The organism is Streptomyces sp. NBC_01717, from assembly GCF_036248255.1.
Lineage (GTDB): Bacteria > Actinomycetota > Actinomycetes > Streptomycetales > Streptomycetaceae > Streptomyces.
In genome coordinates this window covers 1796197-1813887 of record NZ_CP109178.1, presented here as the reverse complement: position 1 = coordinate 1813887, position 17691 = coordinate 1796197, and the positions used below count along the sequence as shown (strand labels likewise).

At 70.0% G+C, this 17691-nt stretch carries 14 protein-coding genes; 10 read left to right on the top strand and 4 right to left on the bottom strand.

Features of this window, described 5'->3' with window-relative positions:
- Positions 1-26 precede the first annotated feature (26 nt).
- Genes OHB49_RS08330 through OHB49_RS08295 form a run of 8 tightly spaced genes read left to right on the top strand, consistent with a single transcriptional unit; the run spans position 27 to position 8423 of the window.
- The gene (locus tag OHB49_RS08330) at positions 27-1145 is read left to right on the top strand and encodes an inositol-3-phosphate synthase (protein WP_329159139.1); all 1119 of its coding nucleotides are present in this window, start codon (positions 27-29) and stop codon (positions 1143-1145) included.
- Positions 1142-2221 carry an SCO3242 family prenyltransferase gene (locus OHB49_RS08325; protein ID WP_329159137.1) on the top strand — a complete coding sequence of 360 codons (1080 nt, stop codon included), beginning with the start codon at positions 1142-1144 and terminating at the stop codon, positions 2219-2221. Before OHB49_RS08330 ends, OHB49_RS08325 begins: the two co-directional genes overlap by 4 nt.
- Positions 2218-3099, top strand: a complete 882-nt coding sequence (locus tag OHB49_RS08320; RefSeq protein ID WP_329159135.1) for a sugar phosphate isomerase/epimerase family protein — start codon at positions 2218-2220, stop codon at positions 3097-3099. The genes OHB49_RS08325 and OHB49_RS08320 overlap by 4 nt, the downstream gene beginning before the upstream one ends.
- Entirely contained in the window at positions 3096-3758 is a 663-nt protein-coding gene (locus OHB49_RS08315) for an EboA domain-containing protein (protein WP_443079503.1), read from the top strand. The genes OHB49_RS08320 and OHB49_RS08315 overlap by 4 nt, the downstream gene beginning before the upstream one ends.
- On the top strand, positions 3758-4606 hold the full coding sequence (locus OHB49_RS08310) for a TatD family hydrolase (protein ID WP_030971997.1): 849 nt from the start codon (positions 3758-3760) through the stop codon (positions 4604-4606). The genes OHB49_RS08315 and OHB49_RS08310 overlap by 1 nt, the downstream gene beginning before the upstream one ends.
- Before the next feature lie 4 nt (positions 4607-4610).
- Positions 4611-5786 (top strand): metabolite traffic protein EboE, encoded by a 1176-nt coding sequence (gene eboE, locus OHB49_RS08305; RefSeq protein ID WP_030971999.1) that lies wholly within the window; start codon positions 4611-4613, stop codon positions 5784-5786.
- A complete protein-coding gene (locus OHB49_RS08300; protein WP_329159130.1) occupies positions 5783-7198 on the top strand; it encodes a nucleotide pyrophosphatase/phosphodiesterase family protein in 1416 nt (471 codons plus the stop codon). The genes eboE and OHB49_RS08300 overlap by 4 nt, the downstream gene beginning before the upstream one ends.
- 49 nt (positions 7199-7247) lie before the next feature.
- Positions 7248-8423 carry a sugar phosphate isomerase/epimerase family protein gene (locus tag OHB49_RS08295; RefSeq protein WP_329159128.1) on the top strand — a complete coding sequence of 392 codons (1176 nt, stop codon included), beginning with the start codon at positions 7248-7250 and terminating at the stop codon, positions 8421-8423.
- A 297-nt stretch (positions 8424-8720) separates the two neighbouring features.
- Here OHB49_RS08295 and OHB49_RS08290 read toward each other — a convergent pair whose 3' ends face one another.
- The 4 genes from OHB49_RS08290 to OHB49_RS08275 form a co-directional block, all read right to left on the bottom strand.
- Complete coding sequence (locus OHB49_RS08290; RefSeq protein WP_329159126.1) at positions 8721-10109, bottom strand: OFA family MFS transporter; 1389 nt, start codon at positions 10107-10109, stop codon at positions 8721-8723.
- A gap of 128 nt (positions 10110-10237) precedes the next feature.
- On the bottom strand, positions 10238-12385 hold the full coding sequence (locus OHB49_RS08285) for an acetate--CoA ligase family protein (RefSeq protein WP_329159124.1): 2148 nt from the start codon (positions 12383-12385) through the stop codon (positions 10238-10240).
- A 2-nt stretch (positions 12386-12387) separates the two neighbouring features.
- Positions 12388-13617 (bottom strand): formyl-CoA transferase, encoded by a 1230-nt coding sequence (gene frc / locus OHB49_RS08280; protein ID WP_329159123.1) that lies wholly within the window; start codon positions 13615-13617, stop codon positions 12388-12390.
- Positions 13618-13633: 16 nt separating this feature from the next.
- Positions 13634-15316: a thiamine pyrophosphate-binding protein gene (locus OHB49_RS08275; RefSeq protein WP_329159122.1), complete on the bottom strand. Its 1683-nt coding sequence runs from the start codon at positions 15314-15316 to the stop codon at positions 13634-13636.
- A 164-nt stretch (positions 15317-15480) separates the two neighbouring features.
- Here OHB49_RS08275 and sucC point away from each other — a divergent pair, with 164 nt between their 5' ends.
- Positions 15481-16614, top strand: coding sequence for an ADP-forming succinate--CoA ligase subunit beta (gene sucC, locus OHB49_RS08270; RefSeq protein WP_329159121.1), 1134 nt, complete (start codon positions 15481-15483; stop codon positions 16612-16614).
- A gap of 11 nt (positions 16615-16625) precedes the next feature.
- Positions 16626-17579, top strand: coding sequence for a succinate--CoA ligase subunit alpha (gene sucD, locus OHB49_RS08265; protein WP_329159120.1), 954 nt, complete (start codon positions 16626-16628; stop codon positions 17577-17579).
- Positions 17580-17691: the final 112 nt, after the last annotated feature.

Sequence of the window (17691 nt, the reverse complement as noted above, 5' to 3'; positions counted from 1 at the left end):
AGGACCCCCAGCCAGGGAGGCAGCCCGTGTCAGCACATGCCGTTCGTACCGGAGTCTGGTTCATCGGAGCACGCGGCTCCGTCGCCACCACCGCCACGGCGGGCTGCGCAGCCGTCACGGCGGGGCTCCACCCGGCAGCGGGCATGGTCACCGAGACCGCGCCCTTCGCCGACAGCGGGCTGCCGGCGCTGCACTCCCTGGTCTTCGGCGGACACGACACCGTCGGCTGTCCGCTGCCCAAACGAGCCGAGGCACTGGCCGCCGGGGGAGTGCTGCCGCACGGGCTGCCCTCGGCGGTACGGTCCGAACTCGCCGCCGCCGACGCGGAGATACGCCCCGGTGGGCCGCTGCCCGGCGACACCCGTACGGACGAGGAACTCATCGCGGCGTTCACCGCCGACCTCACCGACTTCGGCCGCCGCAACGAACTCGCCCGCACCGTCGTGGTCAACGTCGCGTCGACGGAGCCGGCCCCGGCACCCGGACAGCGCCGGCTGCCCGCCAGCTCGCTCTACGCCGCCGCGGCGCTCCGCGCCGGCTGCCCCTACATCAACTTCACCCCCTCCACCGGGCTGCGCACCCCCGCGCTCCAGGACGCCGTCGCGGACTGCGGACTTCCTCACGCAGGCCGCGACGGCAAGACGGGACAGACGCTGCTCCGCTCCGTACTCGCCCCGATGTTCGTGCAACGCGCCCTGCCCGTACGGGCCTGGTCCGGCACGAATCTGCTGGGCGGCGGGGACGGGGCGGCGCTGGCCGACCCGGGCGCGGCGGCCGCCAAGAACGCGGGAAAGGAACGCGTCCTCGCCGACACACTGGGCGTCACGCCCGAGGGCGAGGTCCACATCGACGACGTGCCCGCCCTCGGCGACTGGAAGACGGCCTGGGACCACATCGCGTTCGACGGCTTCCTCGGAGCACGGATGGTCCTCCAGACGACCTGGCAGGGCTGCGACTCGGCATTGGCCGCCCCGCTGGTACTGGACCTGGCGCGACTTCTGGCCCGCGCCCACGAAGCGGGTCTGACGGGCCCGCGGCCCGAACTCGGCTTCTACTTCAAGGACCCGGACGGCGGCCCCGCCGCACTCTCCGAGCAGTACCTGCAGCTCCTGGCCTTCGCCGAACGACTGCGGGGGCAGAAGTGAAAGCCGCAGTACGGGCCTGGGCCGAACTGCTCAGGGTCTCGGCGCTGTTCACCGTCCCCGGGGACGCGCTCGCCGGGGCGGCGGCCATCGGCCGTCGGCCCGGCCGAGGCACCGCGCTGGCGGTCGGGGCCTCCCTGTGCCTGTACGAGGCGGGCATGGCCCTCAACGACTGGGCCGACCGCGACGAGGACGCCATCGACCGCCCGCACCGCCCGATCCCCTCGGGCCGGGTCACCCCCGGCGCGGCCCTCGCGGCGGCCGGCGCCCTGACGGCTGCCGGCCTGACCCTGGCCGCCCGCGCGGGTCGCCCGGCCCTGACGGTGGCCACCGGCCTGGCGGCGACGGTCTGGGCCTACGACCTCCATCTGAAGCACACCCCGGCCGGTCCGGCGGCGATGGCGGGGGCACGCGCACTGGACCTGCTGCTGGGTGCGACGGCGACGGTGGGGACGGGCACGGGTTCCGTGGGCGTCAAGCGCCCGGTCGGCGCGACCGGCACGTCGCGCGCCGCCCGCAACGCCGGCACGGTCCTTCCCACGCGCACCGCCCGCGTCATGGGCCCTGCCCGGCCCGTGCGCCCTGCTCGTACCACCCACCCCGACGTCCGTGCCGCCGTACCTGCCGCCGCCCTGCTCGGGGCGCACACCTACGCCGTCACCGCCGTCTCCCGCCACGAGGCGCAGGGCGGTTCCACCGTCGCACCCCTCGGGGCACTCGCGGCGATCGTCGCGCTCGGCGCCGCCGCGGTGCGCGAGCAGCACGGGTCCCGGGACCTGCCCCCGGTTCCGGGGAAGGACGGCCCCGGTGACCGCCACCGACCCGGAGCTTCCGCCCCCCGCCTCCTCCTCACCGCACTCACCGCCGCGTACCTCCGTACCGCCGCCGAACCCCTCCTCCACGCCACCCTCAACCCGTCCCCGCCCCTCACCCAGCGCGCCGTCGGCGGCGGCATCCGGGCGATGATCCCGCTCCAGGCCGTGCTCGCCGCCCGCGCCGGGGCGGCCGGCACCGGGCTCGCCGTCATGGGGCTCGTCCCCCTTGCCCGCACACTCGCCCGGAAGGTGAGCCTCACATGACGATCCGTCTCGGCTACGGCACCAACGGGCTCACCGACCTCCGCCTGGACGACGCCCTGGGACTCCTCGCGGACCTCGGCTACGACGGCGTCGGCCTCACCCTCGACCACATGCACCTCGACCCCTTGGCCCAGGATCTCGCCGCCCGCACCCGGCACGTGGCGGACAGGCTCGGCCGACTGGGGCTCGGCGTGACCATCGAGACGGGGGCCCGCTATGTCCTCGACCCGCGCCGCAAGCACGGCCCGTCCCTCCTCGACCCGGACCCGGAGGCCCGCGCCGCCCGCACCCGGCTGCTGCTGCGGGCCGTCGACGTCGCCGCCGACCTCGGCGCCCACGCCGTGCACTGCTTCAGCGGCATCACCCCACCCGAGACCCCACCGGACACGGCCTGGCAGCGGCTGACCGACGCCCTGGCACCGGTGCTCGACGCCGCCGCCCGTACCGGCGTCCCACTCGCCATCGAGCCCGAGCCCGGCCATCTCCTGGCCACCCTCTCGGACTTCCACCACCTCCGCGTCCTCAGTGGCGACCCCGAACCTCTCGGGCTCACCCTCGACATCGGCCACTGCCAGTGCCTCGAACCGGCCGCACCCGTCGACTGTGTCCGGGCCGCCGCCCCCTGGCTGCGGCACGTCCAGATCGAGGACATGCGCCGGGGCGTCCACGAGCACCTCCCGTTCGGCGACGGCGAGATCGACTTCCCACCCGTACTCGACGCGCTCGACGCCCTCGGCGACACCGGATACCGCGGCCTCACCGTCGTGGAACTTCCCCGCCACTCCCACGCGGGCCCCGAACTGGCCAGGAACTCCATCGAGTTCCTGCGCGACCGCGTCCCGTCGAAGTCCTCGAAGGGAGCAACACCGTGCCGATGACCCGCAAGCAACTCGACGCACAGCTCGGCGGCGCCGCACGCGCCTGGCTCGACGAGGCCCTCGCCGAGGCCGCGCACACCGCCTTCCACGAGGACACCGCGGACACCGCGCCCGCCAACCGCTACGCCGTACCCCCTTGGGAGCTGCGGTTCGCCGCCGCCGGCCGGCACTGCGGACTCGAGTACGCCGACTCCGTACGCGCGCTGCTGCTACTCGAGGCCCGCGCCGGCCTGCCCGCCGTGACCAGACTCTACGAACAGGGCACCGCCGCCGAACGGCGCGCCGTCCTCCTCACCCTGCACCGGCTGGACCTCGGCCCCACCGCCCTTCCGCTCGTCGAGGACGCCCTGCGCACCAACGACACCCGGCTGGTCGCCGCCGCCGTCGGCCCGTACGCCGCCGCCCATCTCGACGCGCACCAATGGCGGCACGCCATCCTCAAGTGCCTCTTCACCGGTGTCCCCGTCGACGCCGTCGACGGACTGGCCCGGCGCGCCCGCGGCGATGCTGAACTCGCCCGCATGCTCGGCGACTTCGCCGCCGAACGCACCGCGGCCGGCCGCACCGTCCCGCACGACCTGAGCCGCGTCCTCGCCCTGACGGCCCCCGCACCCTTCCCCGAGCAGGGGCGACCCCATCCCCCCACGGAGGAGTCCTGATGCGCATCTTCGATCCCCACATCCATATGACATCCCGCACCACGGACGACTACCAGGCGATGTATGACGCGGGTGTCCGCGCCCTCGTCGAACCCTCCTTCTGGCTGGGCCAGCCCCGCACCTCACCCGCCAGCTTCTTCGACTACTTCGACGCCCTGCTCGGCTGGGAGCCCTTCCGAGCCGCCCAGTACGGCATCGCCCACCACTGCACGCTCGCCCTGAACCCCAAAGAGGCGAACGACCCCCGCTGCACCCCCGTCCTGGACGCCCTGCCCCGGTACCTCGTCAAGGACTCCGTCGTCGCCGTCGGGGAGATCGGCTACGACTCCATGACCCCGGCCGAGGACACCGCCCTCGCCGCGCAGCTCCAGCTCGCCGCCGACCACGGGCTGCCCGCCCTCGTCCACACCCCGCACCGCGACAAACTCGCCGGCCTGCACCGCACCATCGACGTCGTCCGCGAGTCCCACCTCCCCCCGGAGCGGGTCCTGCTCGATCACCTCAACGAGACGACCGTGAAGGACGCCGTCGACAGCGGCTGCTGGGCCGGCTTCTCCATCTACCCCGACACCAAGATGGACGAGGACCGCATGATCGCGATCCTCAAGACCCACGGTACGGAGAAGATCCTGGTCAACTCGGCCGCCGACTGGGGCAGGAGCGACCCCCTCAAGACCCGCAAGGTCGGCGATGCCATGCTCGCCGCCGGGTTCAGCGACGACGACGTCGATCAGGTGCTCTGGCGCAATCCTGTCGCCTTCTACGGCCAGAGCGGCCGCCTCCAGCTCGACCTCAGCACCCCCGATCAGCTGCACGAGGGGAACTCCATCCTCCGCGGCGGGGAGTGACCTGATGCGCTTCCGCCACCGCGACGGATCCACCGTCCATCTCGCGTACTGCACCAACGTCCATCCCGCCGAGTCCCTGGACGGGGTCCGCGCCCAGCTGCGCGACCACTGCGAACCGGTCCGCAAACGCCTCGGCCGAGACCGCCTCGGCATCGGCCTCTGGCTCGCCAAGGACGCCGCGCGCACCCTGATCAACGACCCGGCCCAGCTGCGCTCACTGCGCGCCGAACTCGACCGGCGGGGCCTCGAAGTCGTCACCCTGAACGGTTTCCCCTACGAAGGCTTCGGCGCCGAAGAGGTCAAGTACCGGGTGTACAAGCCGGACTGGACGGACCCCGAACGGCTCGCCCACACCACCGATCTCGCCCGGCTCCTGGCCACACTGCTTCCCGACGACGTCACCGAAGGCACCATCTCCACCCTCCCGATCGCCTGGCGCACCCCGTACACCGGCGACCCGCAAGCCGCCCGCACGGCACACACCGCCCTCACCACCCTCGCTGAACGTCTCGACGTCCTGGCCGAGCTGACCGGCAAGTCCATCCGGATCGGCCTCGAACCCGAACCGGGCTGCACGGTCGAGACCACCGCCGACGCGATCGCACCGCTCACCGCCGTCGGACACCAGCGCATCGGCATCTGCATCGACACCTGTCACCTCGCCACCTCCTTCGAGGACCCGGGAACCGCCCTCGACGCGCTCGCCGCAGCCGGCATCCCGGTCGCCAAGACCCAGCTCTCCGCCGCACTCCACGCCGAGCACCCGCACCTGCCCGAGGTGCGTACCGCGCTCGCCGCTTTCGCCGAACCCCGCTTCCTCCACCAGACCCGCACCCGGACCACGCACGGACTGCGCGGCACCGACGACCTCGACGAGGCGGTCACCGGCCGGGCACTGCCCGACGGCACCCCTTGGCGCGCCCACTTCCACGTACCGCTGCACGCACCGCCCGCCCCACCGCTCACCTCGACACTCCCGGTGCTCAGGGCCGCGCTGACCCGCCTGGTCGGCGGAGCCCGGCCGCTGACCCGTCACCTGGAGGTGGAGACGTACACCTGGCAGGCGCTCCCCGCCGAGCTGCGCCCGCGCACCCGCCCCCAGCTCGCCGACGGCATCGCCGCCGAACTCACCCTCGCCCGCGACCTCCTGGTCGACCTCGGCCTCAAGGAGCTCCCATGACCGCAGCCGAAACGGGTGCGTCCTCCCCTCTCTCCGCCACTCCCACCCCGCTGCTCGTCCTCGACGTCGTCGGCCTCACCCCCCGGCTCCTCGACCACATGCCACACCTCAAGTCCCTGGGGCAGTCGGGCACCCACGCCCCCCTCGGCACCGTGCTGCCCGCCGTCACCTGCGCCGCCCAGTCGACCTTCCTCACCGGCACCACCCCCGCCGAGCACGGCATCGTCGCCAACGGCTGGTACTTCCGCGAGCTCGGCGACGTCCTCCTCTGGCGCCAGCACAACGGACTCGTCGCCGGCGACAAACTCTGGGACGCCGCCCGCCGCGTCCACCCCGGCTACACCGTGGCCAACATCTGCTGGTGGTACGCCATGGGCGCCGACACCGACATCACCGTCACCCCGCGCCCCGTCTACTACGCCGACGGCCGCAAGGAACCCGACTGCTACACCCGGCCGCCCGCCCTCCACGACGAACTCACCGAGAAGCTCGGCACCTTCCCCCTCTTCCACTTCTGGGGCCCCGGCGCCGACCTGGTCTCCTCGCAGTGGATCATCGACGCGACCCGGCACATCCTCGACACCCGCCACCCCGATCTGGCCCTGTGCTACCTCCCGCACCTCGACTACGACCTGCAGCGCTACGGCCCCGACGACCCTCGCGCCTTCAGGGCCGCCGCCGACCTCGACCGGGCCGTGGCCCCACTCCTCGAGGACGCCCGCCGTGAGGGCCGCACAGTGGTCGCACTCTCCGAGTACGGCATCACCCGCGTCGACCGACCGGTCGACATCAACCGGGCGCTGCGCCGAGCCGGACTGCTCGAGGTCCACACCCAGGACGGCATGGAGTACCTGGACCCGATGGCCTCCCGGGCCTTCGCCGTTGCCGACCACCAGCTCGCCCACATCTATGTACGCCGCCCCGAGGATCTTGATGCGACCCGTGAAGCTCTCCAGGACGTGCAGGGCATCGAGCAGCTGCTCGACGACGAAGGCAAGAAGGCACACGGCCTCGACCACCCGCGCTCCGGCGAGCTCGTCGCCGTCGCCGACCCGGATGCCTGGTTCACGTACTACTACTGGCTCGACGACACGCGCGCCCCCGACTTCGCGCAGCTCGTCGAGATCCACCGCAAACCCGGCTACGACCCGGTCGAACTCTTCCTGGACCCCCAGGACCCGTACGTCCGGGTCAAGGCGGCCACCGCCGTGGCCCGCAAGAAGCTCGGCATGCGCTACCGCATGGCGGTCGTGCCCCTCGACCCGTCACCCATTCGTGGCAGCCATGGCCGCCTCCCCATGAGCGACGAAGAAGGTCCGCTCATCCTCTGCTCCACCCCCCACGCGTTCACCGGACCCGTCCGGGCCACCGAAGTGAAGTCCCTGCTCCTCACGCTTGCCGGCCTCGCATGAGATCGGTCCGTGCTGAGCGTTGCGAGCATCTTCGAGAAAGAGAGAGACCGTGACCGCGTACAACGACGAATCGGGAACAGACAGCGCCCTGCGCCGCAGCCTCGGCGTCAGTCGCCGCCGCTTTCTCAGCACCTGCACCGCCGCCGCGGCAACGGCGATCGCCGCGCCCGCCTTCGGCGCGTCGCCGGCCTTCGCCCAGCCCGCTTCCCACAAGGGGCACGGGCACGGCCACGACCACGGACACGGTCACGGCCAGGCTCTGGTCCCGGCGGCGAAGAGAGGAATCATCCTGTACACCGTGCGCGACGCCACGGGCCGGGATCCGCTCAGCACCAACCTTCCCTCGGGCTTCCGCGAGGTCTTCAAGGAGCTGGCCCGCTATGGCTACAAGCAGGTCGAGTTCGCCGGGTACGGCCAGCACGCCAACGCACCCGGCGGAAGCAACCTCGAAACGGTGGAAGGCGCGAAGCTGCTGCGCTCGTGGCTGGACGACTACGGTCTGCGCGCACAGGGCAACCACGGCTTCATCCCGTCGTCCTGGCCGCTGAGCCAGAGCGACCTGGACCAGTTCAAGCGGACCCTCGAAATAGCGAACATCCTCGGTATGGACCACATGGGCACCGGTGGCGACCCCACCGGCAGCGCCTACCGTGCCGACTGGGACGTGGCCGCCGACAAGTGGAACTCGCTGGGACAGATCGCTCATCGTGCGGGCATCAAGCTGTACACCCACAACCACGACGCGGCCTACGGCTTCCTGCTCGACGGCGGTCCGCTGGACGCACAGGGCCGACCCACCCGCAGCTCCGGCATCCGCAAGCTCGAGTACTTCCTCAAGGTCACCGACCCGAAGACCGTATGGCTGGAGATGGACATCTTCTGGGCGCATGTCGCCCAGTACAAGTTCCACACCTACACCGCGCACGACGGATCGCAGCGGGAGAACATCTTCGACCCCGCGGCACTGGTCCGCTCCCACAACAAGCGCTACCCGCTGTTCCACGCCAAGGACGGCGTCGTCAACACGACCAGCGGCGACGGCTACGACATGGTCCCCTTCGGTACCGGGGTCATCGACTACCGGACGTTCTTCCGTCGCGTCGGGGAGGCGAACTACCGCAACCCGATGGTCGAGCAGGACAACGCACCGAGCTCGACCGACCTGGCGCAGTCCCTGAAGCATGCGCGGATCGGCTACGACAACCTGGCGGCGCTGCGCAAGTAGGACCAAGGCGCCACCGGAGGGGCGGTCCGCGCCTCACCCCGAATTCCTGACATCGGGGAACAGCGCGAACGCCCGCCCGGTGACGTCAGGCACCGTACGCTCCACGGCCGTCACCAGGAGCGTACGGTGCCTGACCAGCACCCCGAACTGCCGGACCGACCGCGGGGTCGGCCGAGGATCCGCCGGTCGGTCCGGCCGATGCGGCAGCCGTCACCCCGCGCGTCCGTGATCTCGCGGAAGCCCGCGCCCGCCGTGGTGGCCGGCGCGGACCCCGCTACATGAGGTTCCGCCGTCACATCAGGAGATATCCCGGCTGATCGGGTACGGATTGGGTTCGATGCGCTTGGCGCTCGGGCGGCCCGGTGCCCGTAGGAACACCGCCAGCACGGCGGAGGCGAGACCGATGCTGCCTGCCAGGGCGAAGGCACCGCCGTAGCCCCAGGCACCGACCACGAGGGCGCCGACACCGGAGCCGACCAGGCCGGAGATCAGCTTCGAGCTGTAGACCATTCCGTAGTTCGAGGCGTTGTTGTTCTCACCGAAGTAGTCCGCGGTCATCGCCGCGAACAGCGGGAAGATGGCGCCGCCACCGAAGCCGGAGACCATCGAGCAGAACAGGAAGAACGGCATCGAGCCGATGTCGCCGGAGAAGAACACCCCGAACTGTGCGGATCCCAGGACCAGACAGACGATGATCAGTGTGTTGCGGCGTCCGTACCGGTCGGAGATCCAGCCGATGACACCCCGGCCGGTCCCGTTCACGATCGCCTTGAGCGACATGGCCGTGGCCACGATGCCGCCGGCGAACCCCATCTCCTTGCCGAACGGCACCTGCATGGCGATACCGAAGATGTTGATGCCCGCCGTGCAGAGCAGGCAGAACCACATCATCCACAGCACCGGGGTCCGGGCCGCCTCACGCGGGGTGTACTGCTTTGCCGACGGCGGGTTCTTGGCCAGCGAACGCACGATCCTCGGGTCGTCCGAGACCTTCAGCGGGTCGACGTGATCGGGCCACCAGTTCTTCGGCGGGTCCTTGAAGAACCAGCCGGCGACCGCGACGGCCGCACAGCAGATGACCCCGACGGAGACCAGTACACCCTGGTAGTTGGACAGATCCATGTACGAGGTGAAGAGGAACACGAACGGCACCGAGCCATAGGCGAAACCGCCGTTGACCATGCCGGTCTTGCCGCCCTTGCGCTCCGGGTACCACTTGCCGACCATGTTCACGCACGTCGCGTAGACGAGTCCGGCGCCGATACCGCTGAACATGCCGAAGCCGAAGTAGGCGACGATGACATGCGGCGCGTACGCCAGCGAGAGATAGCCGAGCAGGGTGCCCAGCGCTCCGAGCATCATCGCGCTCTTGGCCGGCAGCCGCCCGCTCTCACGGAGCTGACCGGCCGGGAAGGCGACAGCTGCCTGGAAGAAGATCCAGACCCCCATCAGCCAGAAGATGTGGCCGCTGGCCCACAGGTGCGCGTCGTGCAAGGTCTCCTCGGCGGAGGTGAACGCGTACTCCGACGAGCTGATGCCCATCATGCCGATCCATGGGAACAACACCATGGTCCAGCGCGGTCTCCGCATGATGTCCCGGTCACTCTCACCGAGCCGGTACACGCGGCCGTTGCGGTCCGTCACCTCCCTGAACGGGACGTGTGCGGAGATGTCTGTCGTTGTCATGGTCGATCGAACCCCTCGCGTGGAAGAAGTCTGGCCAGCGCCCCCTGTCCGTTCCCACTTCGCGTCGCCCGGGGTCTGCGGCCGAGCGGTCACCCGCAGACCCCGTGGTTCGAGCTCTCGCCGTCAGGTCATCGGTCACCGTCCAACAGACCGGCCGCACGGGCCCATCGGTACTTGGCGCCCAGCACGGCCACCGGCTTCTCCGTCGTGTACGGGTAAGCGACGACGCCGTGCTCGAAGAGGTACTGGGAGGCCTCCTCCACCTCGGTGTCGCCGGCCAGCGACGCCACCACGGGCTTCTCGATCCCGCGCTCGCGGAACTCCGCGACCACCCGCGCGGTCAGCTCGGCGAAGACCATCGGGGGAGTGACGATCGTGTGCCAGTAGCCGAGGACCAGCGCATGGATGCGGGGGTCCTCCATACCGAGACGGATCGTTGCCTCGTACGTGGACGGCGGCTCGCCGCCCGTGATGTCGATCGGGTTGCCGGCCGCACCGAACGGCGGAATGAACGCCTTGAACGCCGCGTCCAGATCCGGCGGAATCTCCATGAGGGAGAGCCCGTTGTCGACGATCGCGTCCGACAACAGCACGCCCGAGCCGCCCGCTCCCGTGATGATGACCACGTTGTCGCCCCTGGGCGTCGGCAGCACGGGCAGCGCCCGCGCGTACTCCAGCATGTCGTTCAGCCCCGGCGCCCTGATCACCCCCGCCTGGCGCAGGATGTCGTCGTACACGGCGTCGTCGCCCGCCAGCGCACCGGTGTGCGAACCCGCTGCCTTCGCGCCGGCGCTGGTACGGCCGGCCTTCAGCACCACGATCGGCTTCTTCGGTACGGTCGCACGCGCCGCCTCGACGAACGCGCGCCCGTCCTTGAGATCCTCGAGGTGCATCGCGATGCACGTGGTGTTCGGGTCCTCGCCGAACCAGGTCAGCAGGTCGTCCTCGTCGATGTCGGACTTGTTGCCGAGCCCGACGATCGCCGACACACCGGTCTTCGTCGAACGGGCGAAGCCGAGAATGGCCATGCCTATACCACCGGACTGCGAGGTCAGCGCCACCCCGCCCTTCACGTCGTACGGGGTGCAGAAGGTGGCGCAGAGGTCCTGCCACGTCGAGTAGTAGCCGTAGATGTTCGGCCCGAGCAGCCGTACGCCGTACCGCTCGCCGATCGCCACGATCTCGTCCTGCAGCGCCTGTTCACCGGTCTCGGCGAATCCGGAGGGGATGAGGACCGCATTGGGTATCCCCTTGCGCCCCACCTCTTCCAGCGCCGATGCAACGAACTGGGCGGGGATCGCGAAGACCGCCACATCCACCTCACCGGGAACGTCCGCGACACTCCTGTACGCCTTGCGGCCCAGAATGTCATCGGCCCGGGGGTTCACCGGATGGATCTCCCCGGAGAAGCCGCCGTCGATGAGGTTGCGCATCACCGAATTGCCGATCTTGCCCTGCTCGTTGGAGGCGCCGATCACGGCGACCGAGCGGGGCTCCATCAGCCGGCGCATCGATGCGAGGATCTCCTCGCGCGGGTAGGTACGCCTCTGCTTGACCGTCTCCGTCGCCAGCAGGATCCGGATGTCCGCCGCGACCGCACCGTCCGGAGCGGCGATGACCGGATTGAGGTCGACCTCGGCGATCTCCGGGAAATCCGTGACCAGCTGGGAGACCCGCCGGATCTGCTCGGCCAGCGCCCACCGGTCCACCGGCGGCGCACCCCGCACCCCGCGCAGGATCTCGGCCGCGCCGATCGAGTCGAGCATCGACAGCGCCTCGTCCGCAGTGACCGGGGCCAGGCGGAAGGTGATGTCCTTGAGCACCTCCACGAGCACACCGCCGAGCCCGAAGGCCACGACCTTCCCGAACGTCGGGTCGGTGACCGCGCCGACGATGACCTCCTGGCCGGGCGGCACCAGTTGCTGCACCTGCACACCGTCGATCCGCGCGTGGGGCGCGTACGCCTGCACGTTCTCGATGATGCGTTGGAACGCGGCACGCACCTGAGCGCCGCCCTCCACCCCGACGACGACACCGCCGGCATCCGTCTTGTGCAGCACATCGGGGGAGACGATCTTCAGCACGACCGGCCCGCCGAGCCGGTCCGCGAAGGCCACGGCCTCGTCGGCGTCCTGCGCCAGCTCCTCGCCCGGCACGGCGATCCCGTACGCATCGGCGACGATCTTGCCCTCCGGTGCGGTGAGCGCACTGCGTCCGGCGGCCCGGACGGAGTCGAGCAACGCCCTTACGGTCTCGCGGTCCTGTGATTCGGCCATGCTCAGATGACTCCGTTCGTCTTCAGCAGCCGCAGCTCCTCGTCGCCGAGGCCCAGCTCACCGACGTACACCTCTTCGTTGTGCTCGCCGAGCAGCGGCGAAGTCACCACATCCACCGGGGAGTCGGAGAGCTTCAGCGGGGAGCCCACGGTGGTGAACGTGCCGCGCTCCGGGTGCTCCACCTGGACGACCATCTCGTTGGCGACCAGGGACTCGTCCTCGATGATCTCCTGGGTGGAGAGGATCGGGCCGCACGGGATGTTGTGCGCGTTCAGCCGCTCCAGCACCTCCCACTTGGGGAGCGTCGCGGACCACTCCTCGATGAGCTGGAACATCTTGTCGAGCTTGGGCAGGCGGGCCTCGGGCGTCGCCCACTCGGGGTCGTCCACCAGTTCCGGGCGCCCGATGAGCGAGGCGAGGGGCTGCCAGCCGACGGGCTGCACGATGACGTACACGTAGTCGTTGGGCCCGCCGGGCGCGCACCTCACCGCCCATCCGGGCTGCCCGCCGCCGCTCGCGTTGCCGCTGCGCGGCACCTCGTCGCCGAAGTCCTCGTTCGGATACTCCGCCAGCGGCCCGTGTGCCAGCCTCTGTTGATCGCGGAGCTTCACCCGGCACAGGTTGAGCACCGCATGCTGCATGGCGACGTTGACACGCTGGCCGCGTCCGGTGTTCTCGCGCTGGAACAGCGCGGCCAGAATGCCCGCGACCGCGTGGATGCCGGTTCCGGAGTCGCCGATCTGCGCGCCGGTCGCGAGCGGCGGACCGTCCTCGAAGCCGGTGGTGGACATCGAGCCGCCCATGGCCTGGGCGACGACCTCGTACGCCTTGAAGTTGGTGTACGGGCCCTCACCGAACCCCTTGATGGAGGCGTACACGATCCGTGGATTGATCTCCTGGATCCGTTCCCAGGTGAATCCCATCCGGTCGACGGCGCCGGGCCCGAAGTTCTCCACCATCACGTCCGAGCGGCGGATCAGTTCGGTGAGGATCTCCTTGCCGCGCTCGCTCTTCGTGTTGAGGGTGATGCTCCGCTTGTTGCAGTTGAGCATCGTGAAGTACAGGGAGTCGACATCGGGCAGATCGCGCAGCTGTTTGCGCGTGATGTCGCCGCTCGGCGCCTCGAGCTTCACCACGTCGGCGCCGAGCCAGGCGAGCAGCTGGGTGGCGGAGGGGCCGGACTGAACGTGCGTCATGTCGAGGACGCGCACGCCCTCAAGAGCTTTGGTCATGCAAAGGGCTCCTCTGCTACTTGTACATGGTCTGGTTCATGGTTCCGGGGGCGTACGCGTCGGGGTCGACCCAGACGTTGATCAGCGACGGCAGTCCTGACTCCCGGGCTCGCTGAAGTGCCGGCGCGATGTCGGCGGGGTCGCGGACCTCCTCGCCGTAACCACCCAGCATCTGGGCGAACTTGTCGTAGTGCACGTCGCCCAGGGTGTTGCCGACCCGCTCGCGCGCGTCGCCGTACTTCGCCTTCTGGCCGTAACGGATCTGGTTCATCGAGGAGTTGTTGCCGACGATCCCGACGAACGGGAGGTTGTAGCGGACCAGCGTCTCGAAGTCCCATCCGGTCAGGGAGAACGCACCGTCGCCGAAGAGCGCCACGACCTCCTTGTCGGGCCGGGCCTGCTTCGCAGCCAGCACGAACGGCACCCCGACGCCGAGCGTGCCCAGCGGCCCCGGGTCCATCCAGTGGCCGGGCGACTTCGGCTGGACGACCTGACCGGAGAAGGTGACGATGTCGCCGCCGTCCCCGATGTAGATCGAGTCCTCGGTGAGGAATTCATTGATCTCGCTGACCAGCCGGTACGGGTGGATCGGCGAGGCATCCGACTTCAGACCGGGCAGCCGCTTCTCGATCGCGGTCTGTTCGGCGGCACGCAGCTCCTCCAGCCACGCCTTGCGCTTGACCGCACCCCCGTTGAGCCGCCCGCTCGCCGCTTCCGTGACCGCCTTCAGGACCATCCCCGCATCGCCGACGATCCCGAGGTCGATGTCCCGGTTCTTGCCGACGGTGCGGTAGTCGAGGTCGATCTGCACGACGGTGGCGTCGGGGGCGAGCCGCTTGCCGTAGCCCATCCGGAAGTCGAACGGTGTACCCACGATCACGATCAGATCGGCGTTGGAGAAGGCGTACCGCCGCGACAGCTGGAAGTGATGCGGATCGCCGGGCGGCAGCGTGCCGCGGCCGGCCCCGTTCATGTAGGCGGGGACATTGAGCGTCCTTACGAGCTCGATGGCGTCGTCCGTCGCCCGGGTCGTCCACACCTGACTGCCCAGCAGGATCGCCGGCTTCTCGGCGTGCACAAGGAGATCGGCGAGCTTCTCGACGGCTGCTGGGTCACCGGCCGTGCGGGTCGAGGCCCGGTACTGCCCGGCCTCCGGCACCCGGGCCTTCGCCACCGGCACCTTGGCGTCGAGCACATCGCGCGGGATCTCCAGGAAGGAAGGCCCGGGTGCCCCGTGGTAGCACTCTCGGAAGGCCATGGACACCATGTCGGCGACGCGGGCGGTGTCCGGCACGGTGGCGGCGAACTTGGAGATGGGCGCCATCATCTCGACATGCGGCAGGTCCTGGAGCGAACCCATCTTGTGCTGGCTGTGCGCTCCCTGACCGCCTATCAGCAGCATGGGGGACTCGGCGCGGAGGGCGTTCGCGACCCCTGTCACCGCGTCCGTGGTCCCCGGTCCGGCGGTGACGACGGCGCATCCCGGCTTGCCGGTGATCCGTGCGTAGCCGTCGGCGGCATGCGCGGCGACCTGTTCATGGCGTACGTCGACGACTTCGATGCCCTCGTCGACGCAACCGTCGTAGATGTCGATGATGTGCCCGCCGCACAGGGTGTAGATGCGCTCCACCCCCTCGGCCTTCAACGCCTTGGCGACCAGGTGCCCGCCGGAAATGAGTTCCTGGCTGTCCTCGGCCATGGCGATCCTGTCCCTTCGTAGGGGAGTGCAGGAGCCATGCCTGCGCCCCCGCGGTACATTGCATACAGTCGACGGATACTGTATGAAGCTTGTTATCCCGCATCCGGTGGGTGGTGTCCAGGGGGCGAGCGGCACTTTCACAATCGGCACGATCGGGAGTGGCTATGGATCTGTACGAGCACCAGGCACGGCAACTCTTCGCAGAACACGGCATAGCGGTACCGGAGGCCGAGGTCATCGACCGCGCGGCCGACGCAAAGGAAGCAGCGGGCCGGCTCGGTGGCCGCGTCGTCGTCAAGGCGCAGGTGAAGACGGGTGGCCGGGGCAAGGCGGGTGGAGTCAAAATCGCAGCCGACCCGGCGGCCGCCGAACTGACTGCCCGCCAGATCCTCGGGATGGACATCAAGGGCCACACGGTGCGGACGGTGATGCTCGCCCAACCCGTGGACATCGAGGCCGAGTTCTACGTCAGTTACGTACTCGACCGAACCACCGGCACCTTCCTCGCCATCGCCTCCGCGGAGGGCGGCATGGAGATCGAGGAGGTCGCCGCGACCCGGCCGGAGGCAGTGGCCCGTATCCCGATCGACCCTGTCGAAGGAGTGACGGAACGCAGGGCCGCGCAGATCGCCGCAGCGGCAGCCCTACCGCCCGAGGCCGCCCCCGTGCTCCAGCGCCTGTGGCAGGTGCTCACCAGGGAGGACGCCCTGCTGGTCGAGGTCAACCCCCTGGTCCGTACGGTGGACGGCCGGATCCTCGCGCTCGACGGCAAGGTGACACTCGACGACAACGCCCTTTTCCGTCAGTCTCGTTGGGGAACAGAGAGCGATGACCCGCACGGCGACCCGCTGGAGACGGCGGCCGCGGCCAAGGGCCTCAACTACGTCAGACTCGACGGCGAGGTCGGCATCATCGGCAACGGCGCCGGACTGGTCATGTCCACCCTCGACGTCGTCGCCGGCTGCGGTGCCCGACCGGCCAATTTCCTCGACATCGGCGGCGGCGCCTCGGCAGGCATCATGGCCGACGGCCTCTCCGTCATCCTCTCCGACCCGGCGGTGAAGTCGGTCTTCGTCAACGTCTTCGGAGGCATCACCTCCTGCGACGCGGTCGCCGACGGCATCGTCCAGGCACTGCGGTCCGTACTCCTGACCAAACCCCTCGTCGTCCGCCTCGACGGCAACAACGCCGTCCGCGGCCGCGCGATCCTCGACGCACACGCGCACCCCCTGGTCGAGCAGGCCACCACGATGGACGGCGCCGCGCGCCGAGCAGCCCAACTGGCCGACGCAGCCTAAGGAGACCGGACATGGCCATATTTCTCACCAAGGAGAGCAAGGTCCTCGTCCAGGGGATGACCGGTGCCGAGGGCATGAAGCACACCCGCAGAATGCTCGCGGCGGGCACCCGGATCGTAGGCGGCGTCAACCCGCGCAAGGCGGGCCGGAAGGTCGACCTCGACGGCACCGAGATCCCCGTCTTCGGCTCCGTACGCGAAGGAATGGACGCCACCGGAGCGGACGTCACGGTGGTCTTCGTCCCGCCACCCTTCGCCAAGGCGGCCGTCATCGAAGCCGCCGACGCCGGCATCGGCCTGGCAGTGGTCATCACCGAAGGGATCCCGGTCCACGACGCGGTGGCCTTCCACGCCCACGCCCGTACCCGTGGCACCCGCATCATCGGCCCCAACTGCCCCGGCGTGATCACCCCCGGCCAGTCCAACGCGGGCATCATCCCGGCCGACATCGCGCCCGGGCCGGGGCGGATCGGCCTGGTCTCGAAGTCCGGCACGCTGACGTACCAACTGATGCACGAACTGCGCGACATCGGCTTCACATCGGCAGTGGGCATCGGCGGCGACCCGGTCATCGGCACCACGCACATCGACTGCCTGACGGCTTTCGAGAACGACCCGGACACGGAACTCATCGTCCTCATCGGCGAGATCGGCGGCGACGCGGAGGAACGAGCGGCGGCGTATGTCACTCAGCACATCACCAAGCCGGTGATCGGTTACATCGCGGGCTTCACGGCCCCCGAGGGCAAGACGATGGGCCACGCGGGTGCCATCGTCTCGGGCTCGTCGGGCACGGCGGAGGCAAAACAGAAGGCGCTGGAAGCGGCAGGCGTACCGGTCGGCGCCACACCGACGGAGACGGCCAGGCTGGTACGGCAGAAGCTGGGGATACCCAGCCCGTCGGACTCATCCGCCTCATCGGGCACACGCAGCCAGGCGGGCAGGTTCAGCCCGTCCGGCGATTGAGGACCGGGGCCCGGGGCGGAGCCCCGGTTTCGGGAAGGGGTGGGTAGGGGAAGGCCCGCCGCAGGCGCCCACCCCCGCGACCAACGGCACCCACCCCGCACCCCGGTCCCGA

What these genes read in the sequence shown, in the direction of transcription:
- frc (WP_329159123.1), bottom strand. Translation starts at nt 13,617, where the DNA reads ATGACCAAAGCTCTTGAGGGCGTGCGCGTCCTCGACATGACGCACGTT.
- OHB49_RS08300 (WP_329159130.1), top strand. Translation starts at nt 5,783, where the DNA reads ATGACCGCAGCCGAAACGGGTGCGTCCTCCCCTCTCTCCGCCACTCCC.
- OHB49_RS08310 (WP_030971997.1), top strand. Translation starts at nt 3,758, where the DNA reads ATGCGCATCTTCGATCCCCACATCCATATGACATCCCGCACCACGGAC.
- sucD (WP_329159120.1), top strand. Translation starts at nt 16,626, where the DNA reads ATGGCCATATTTCTCACCAAGGAGAGCAAGGTCCTCGTCCAGGGGATG.
- OHB49_RS08290 (WP_329159126.1), bottom strand. Translation starts at nt 10,109, where the DNA reads ATGACAACGACAGACATCTCCGCACACGTCCCGTTCAGGGAGGTGACG.
- sucC (WP_329159121.1), top strand. Translation starts at nt 15,481, where the DNA reads ATGGATCTGTACGAGCACCAGGCACGGCAACTCTTCGCAGAACACGGC.
- OHB49_RS08320 (WP_329159135.1), top strand. Translation starts at nt 2,218, where the DNA reads ATGACGATCCGTCTCGGCTACGGCACCAACGGGCTCACCGACCTCCGC.
- OHB49_RS08315 (WP_443079503.1), top strand. Translation starts at nt 3,096, where the DNA reads ATGACCCGCAAGCAACTCGACGCACAGCTCGGCGGCGCCGCACGCGCC.
- OHB49_RS08285 (WP_329159124.1), bottom strand. Translation starts at nt 12,385, where the DNA reads ATGGCCGAATCACAGGACCGCGAGACCGTAAGGGCGTTGCTCGACTCC.
- OHB49_RS08275 (WP_329159122.1), bottom strand. Translation starts at nt 15,316, where the DNA reads ATGGCCGAGGACAGCCAGGAACTCATTTCCGGCGGGCACCTGGTCGCC.
- eboE (WP_030971999.1), top strand. Translation starts at nt 4,611, where the DNA reads ATGCGCTTCCGCCACCGCGACGGATCCACCGTCCATCTCGCGTACTGC.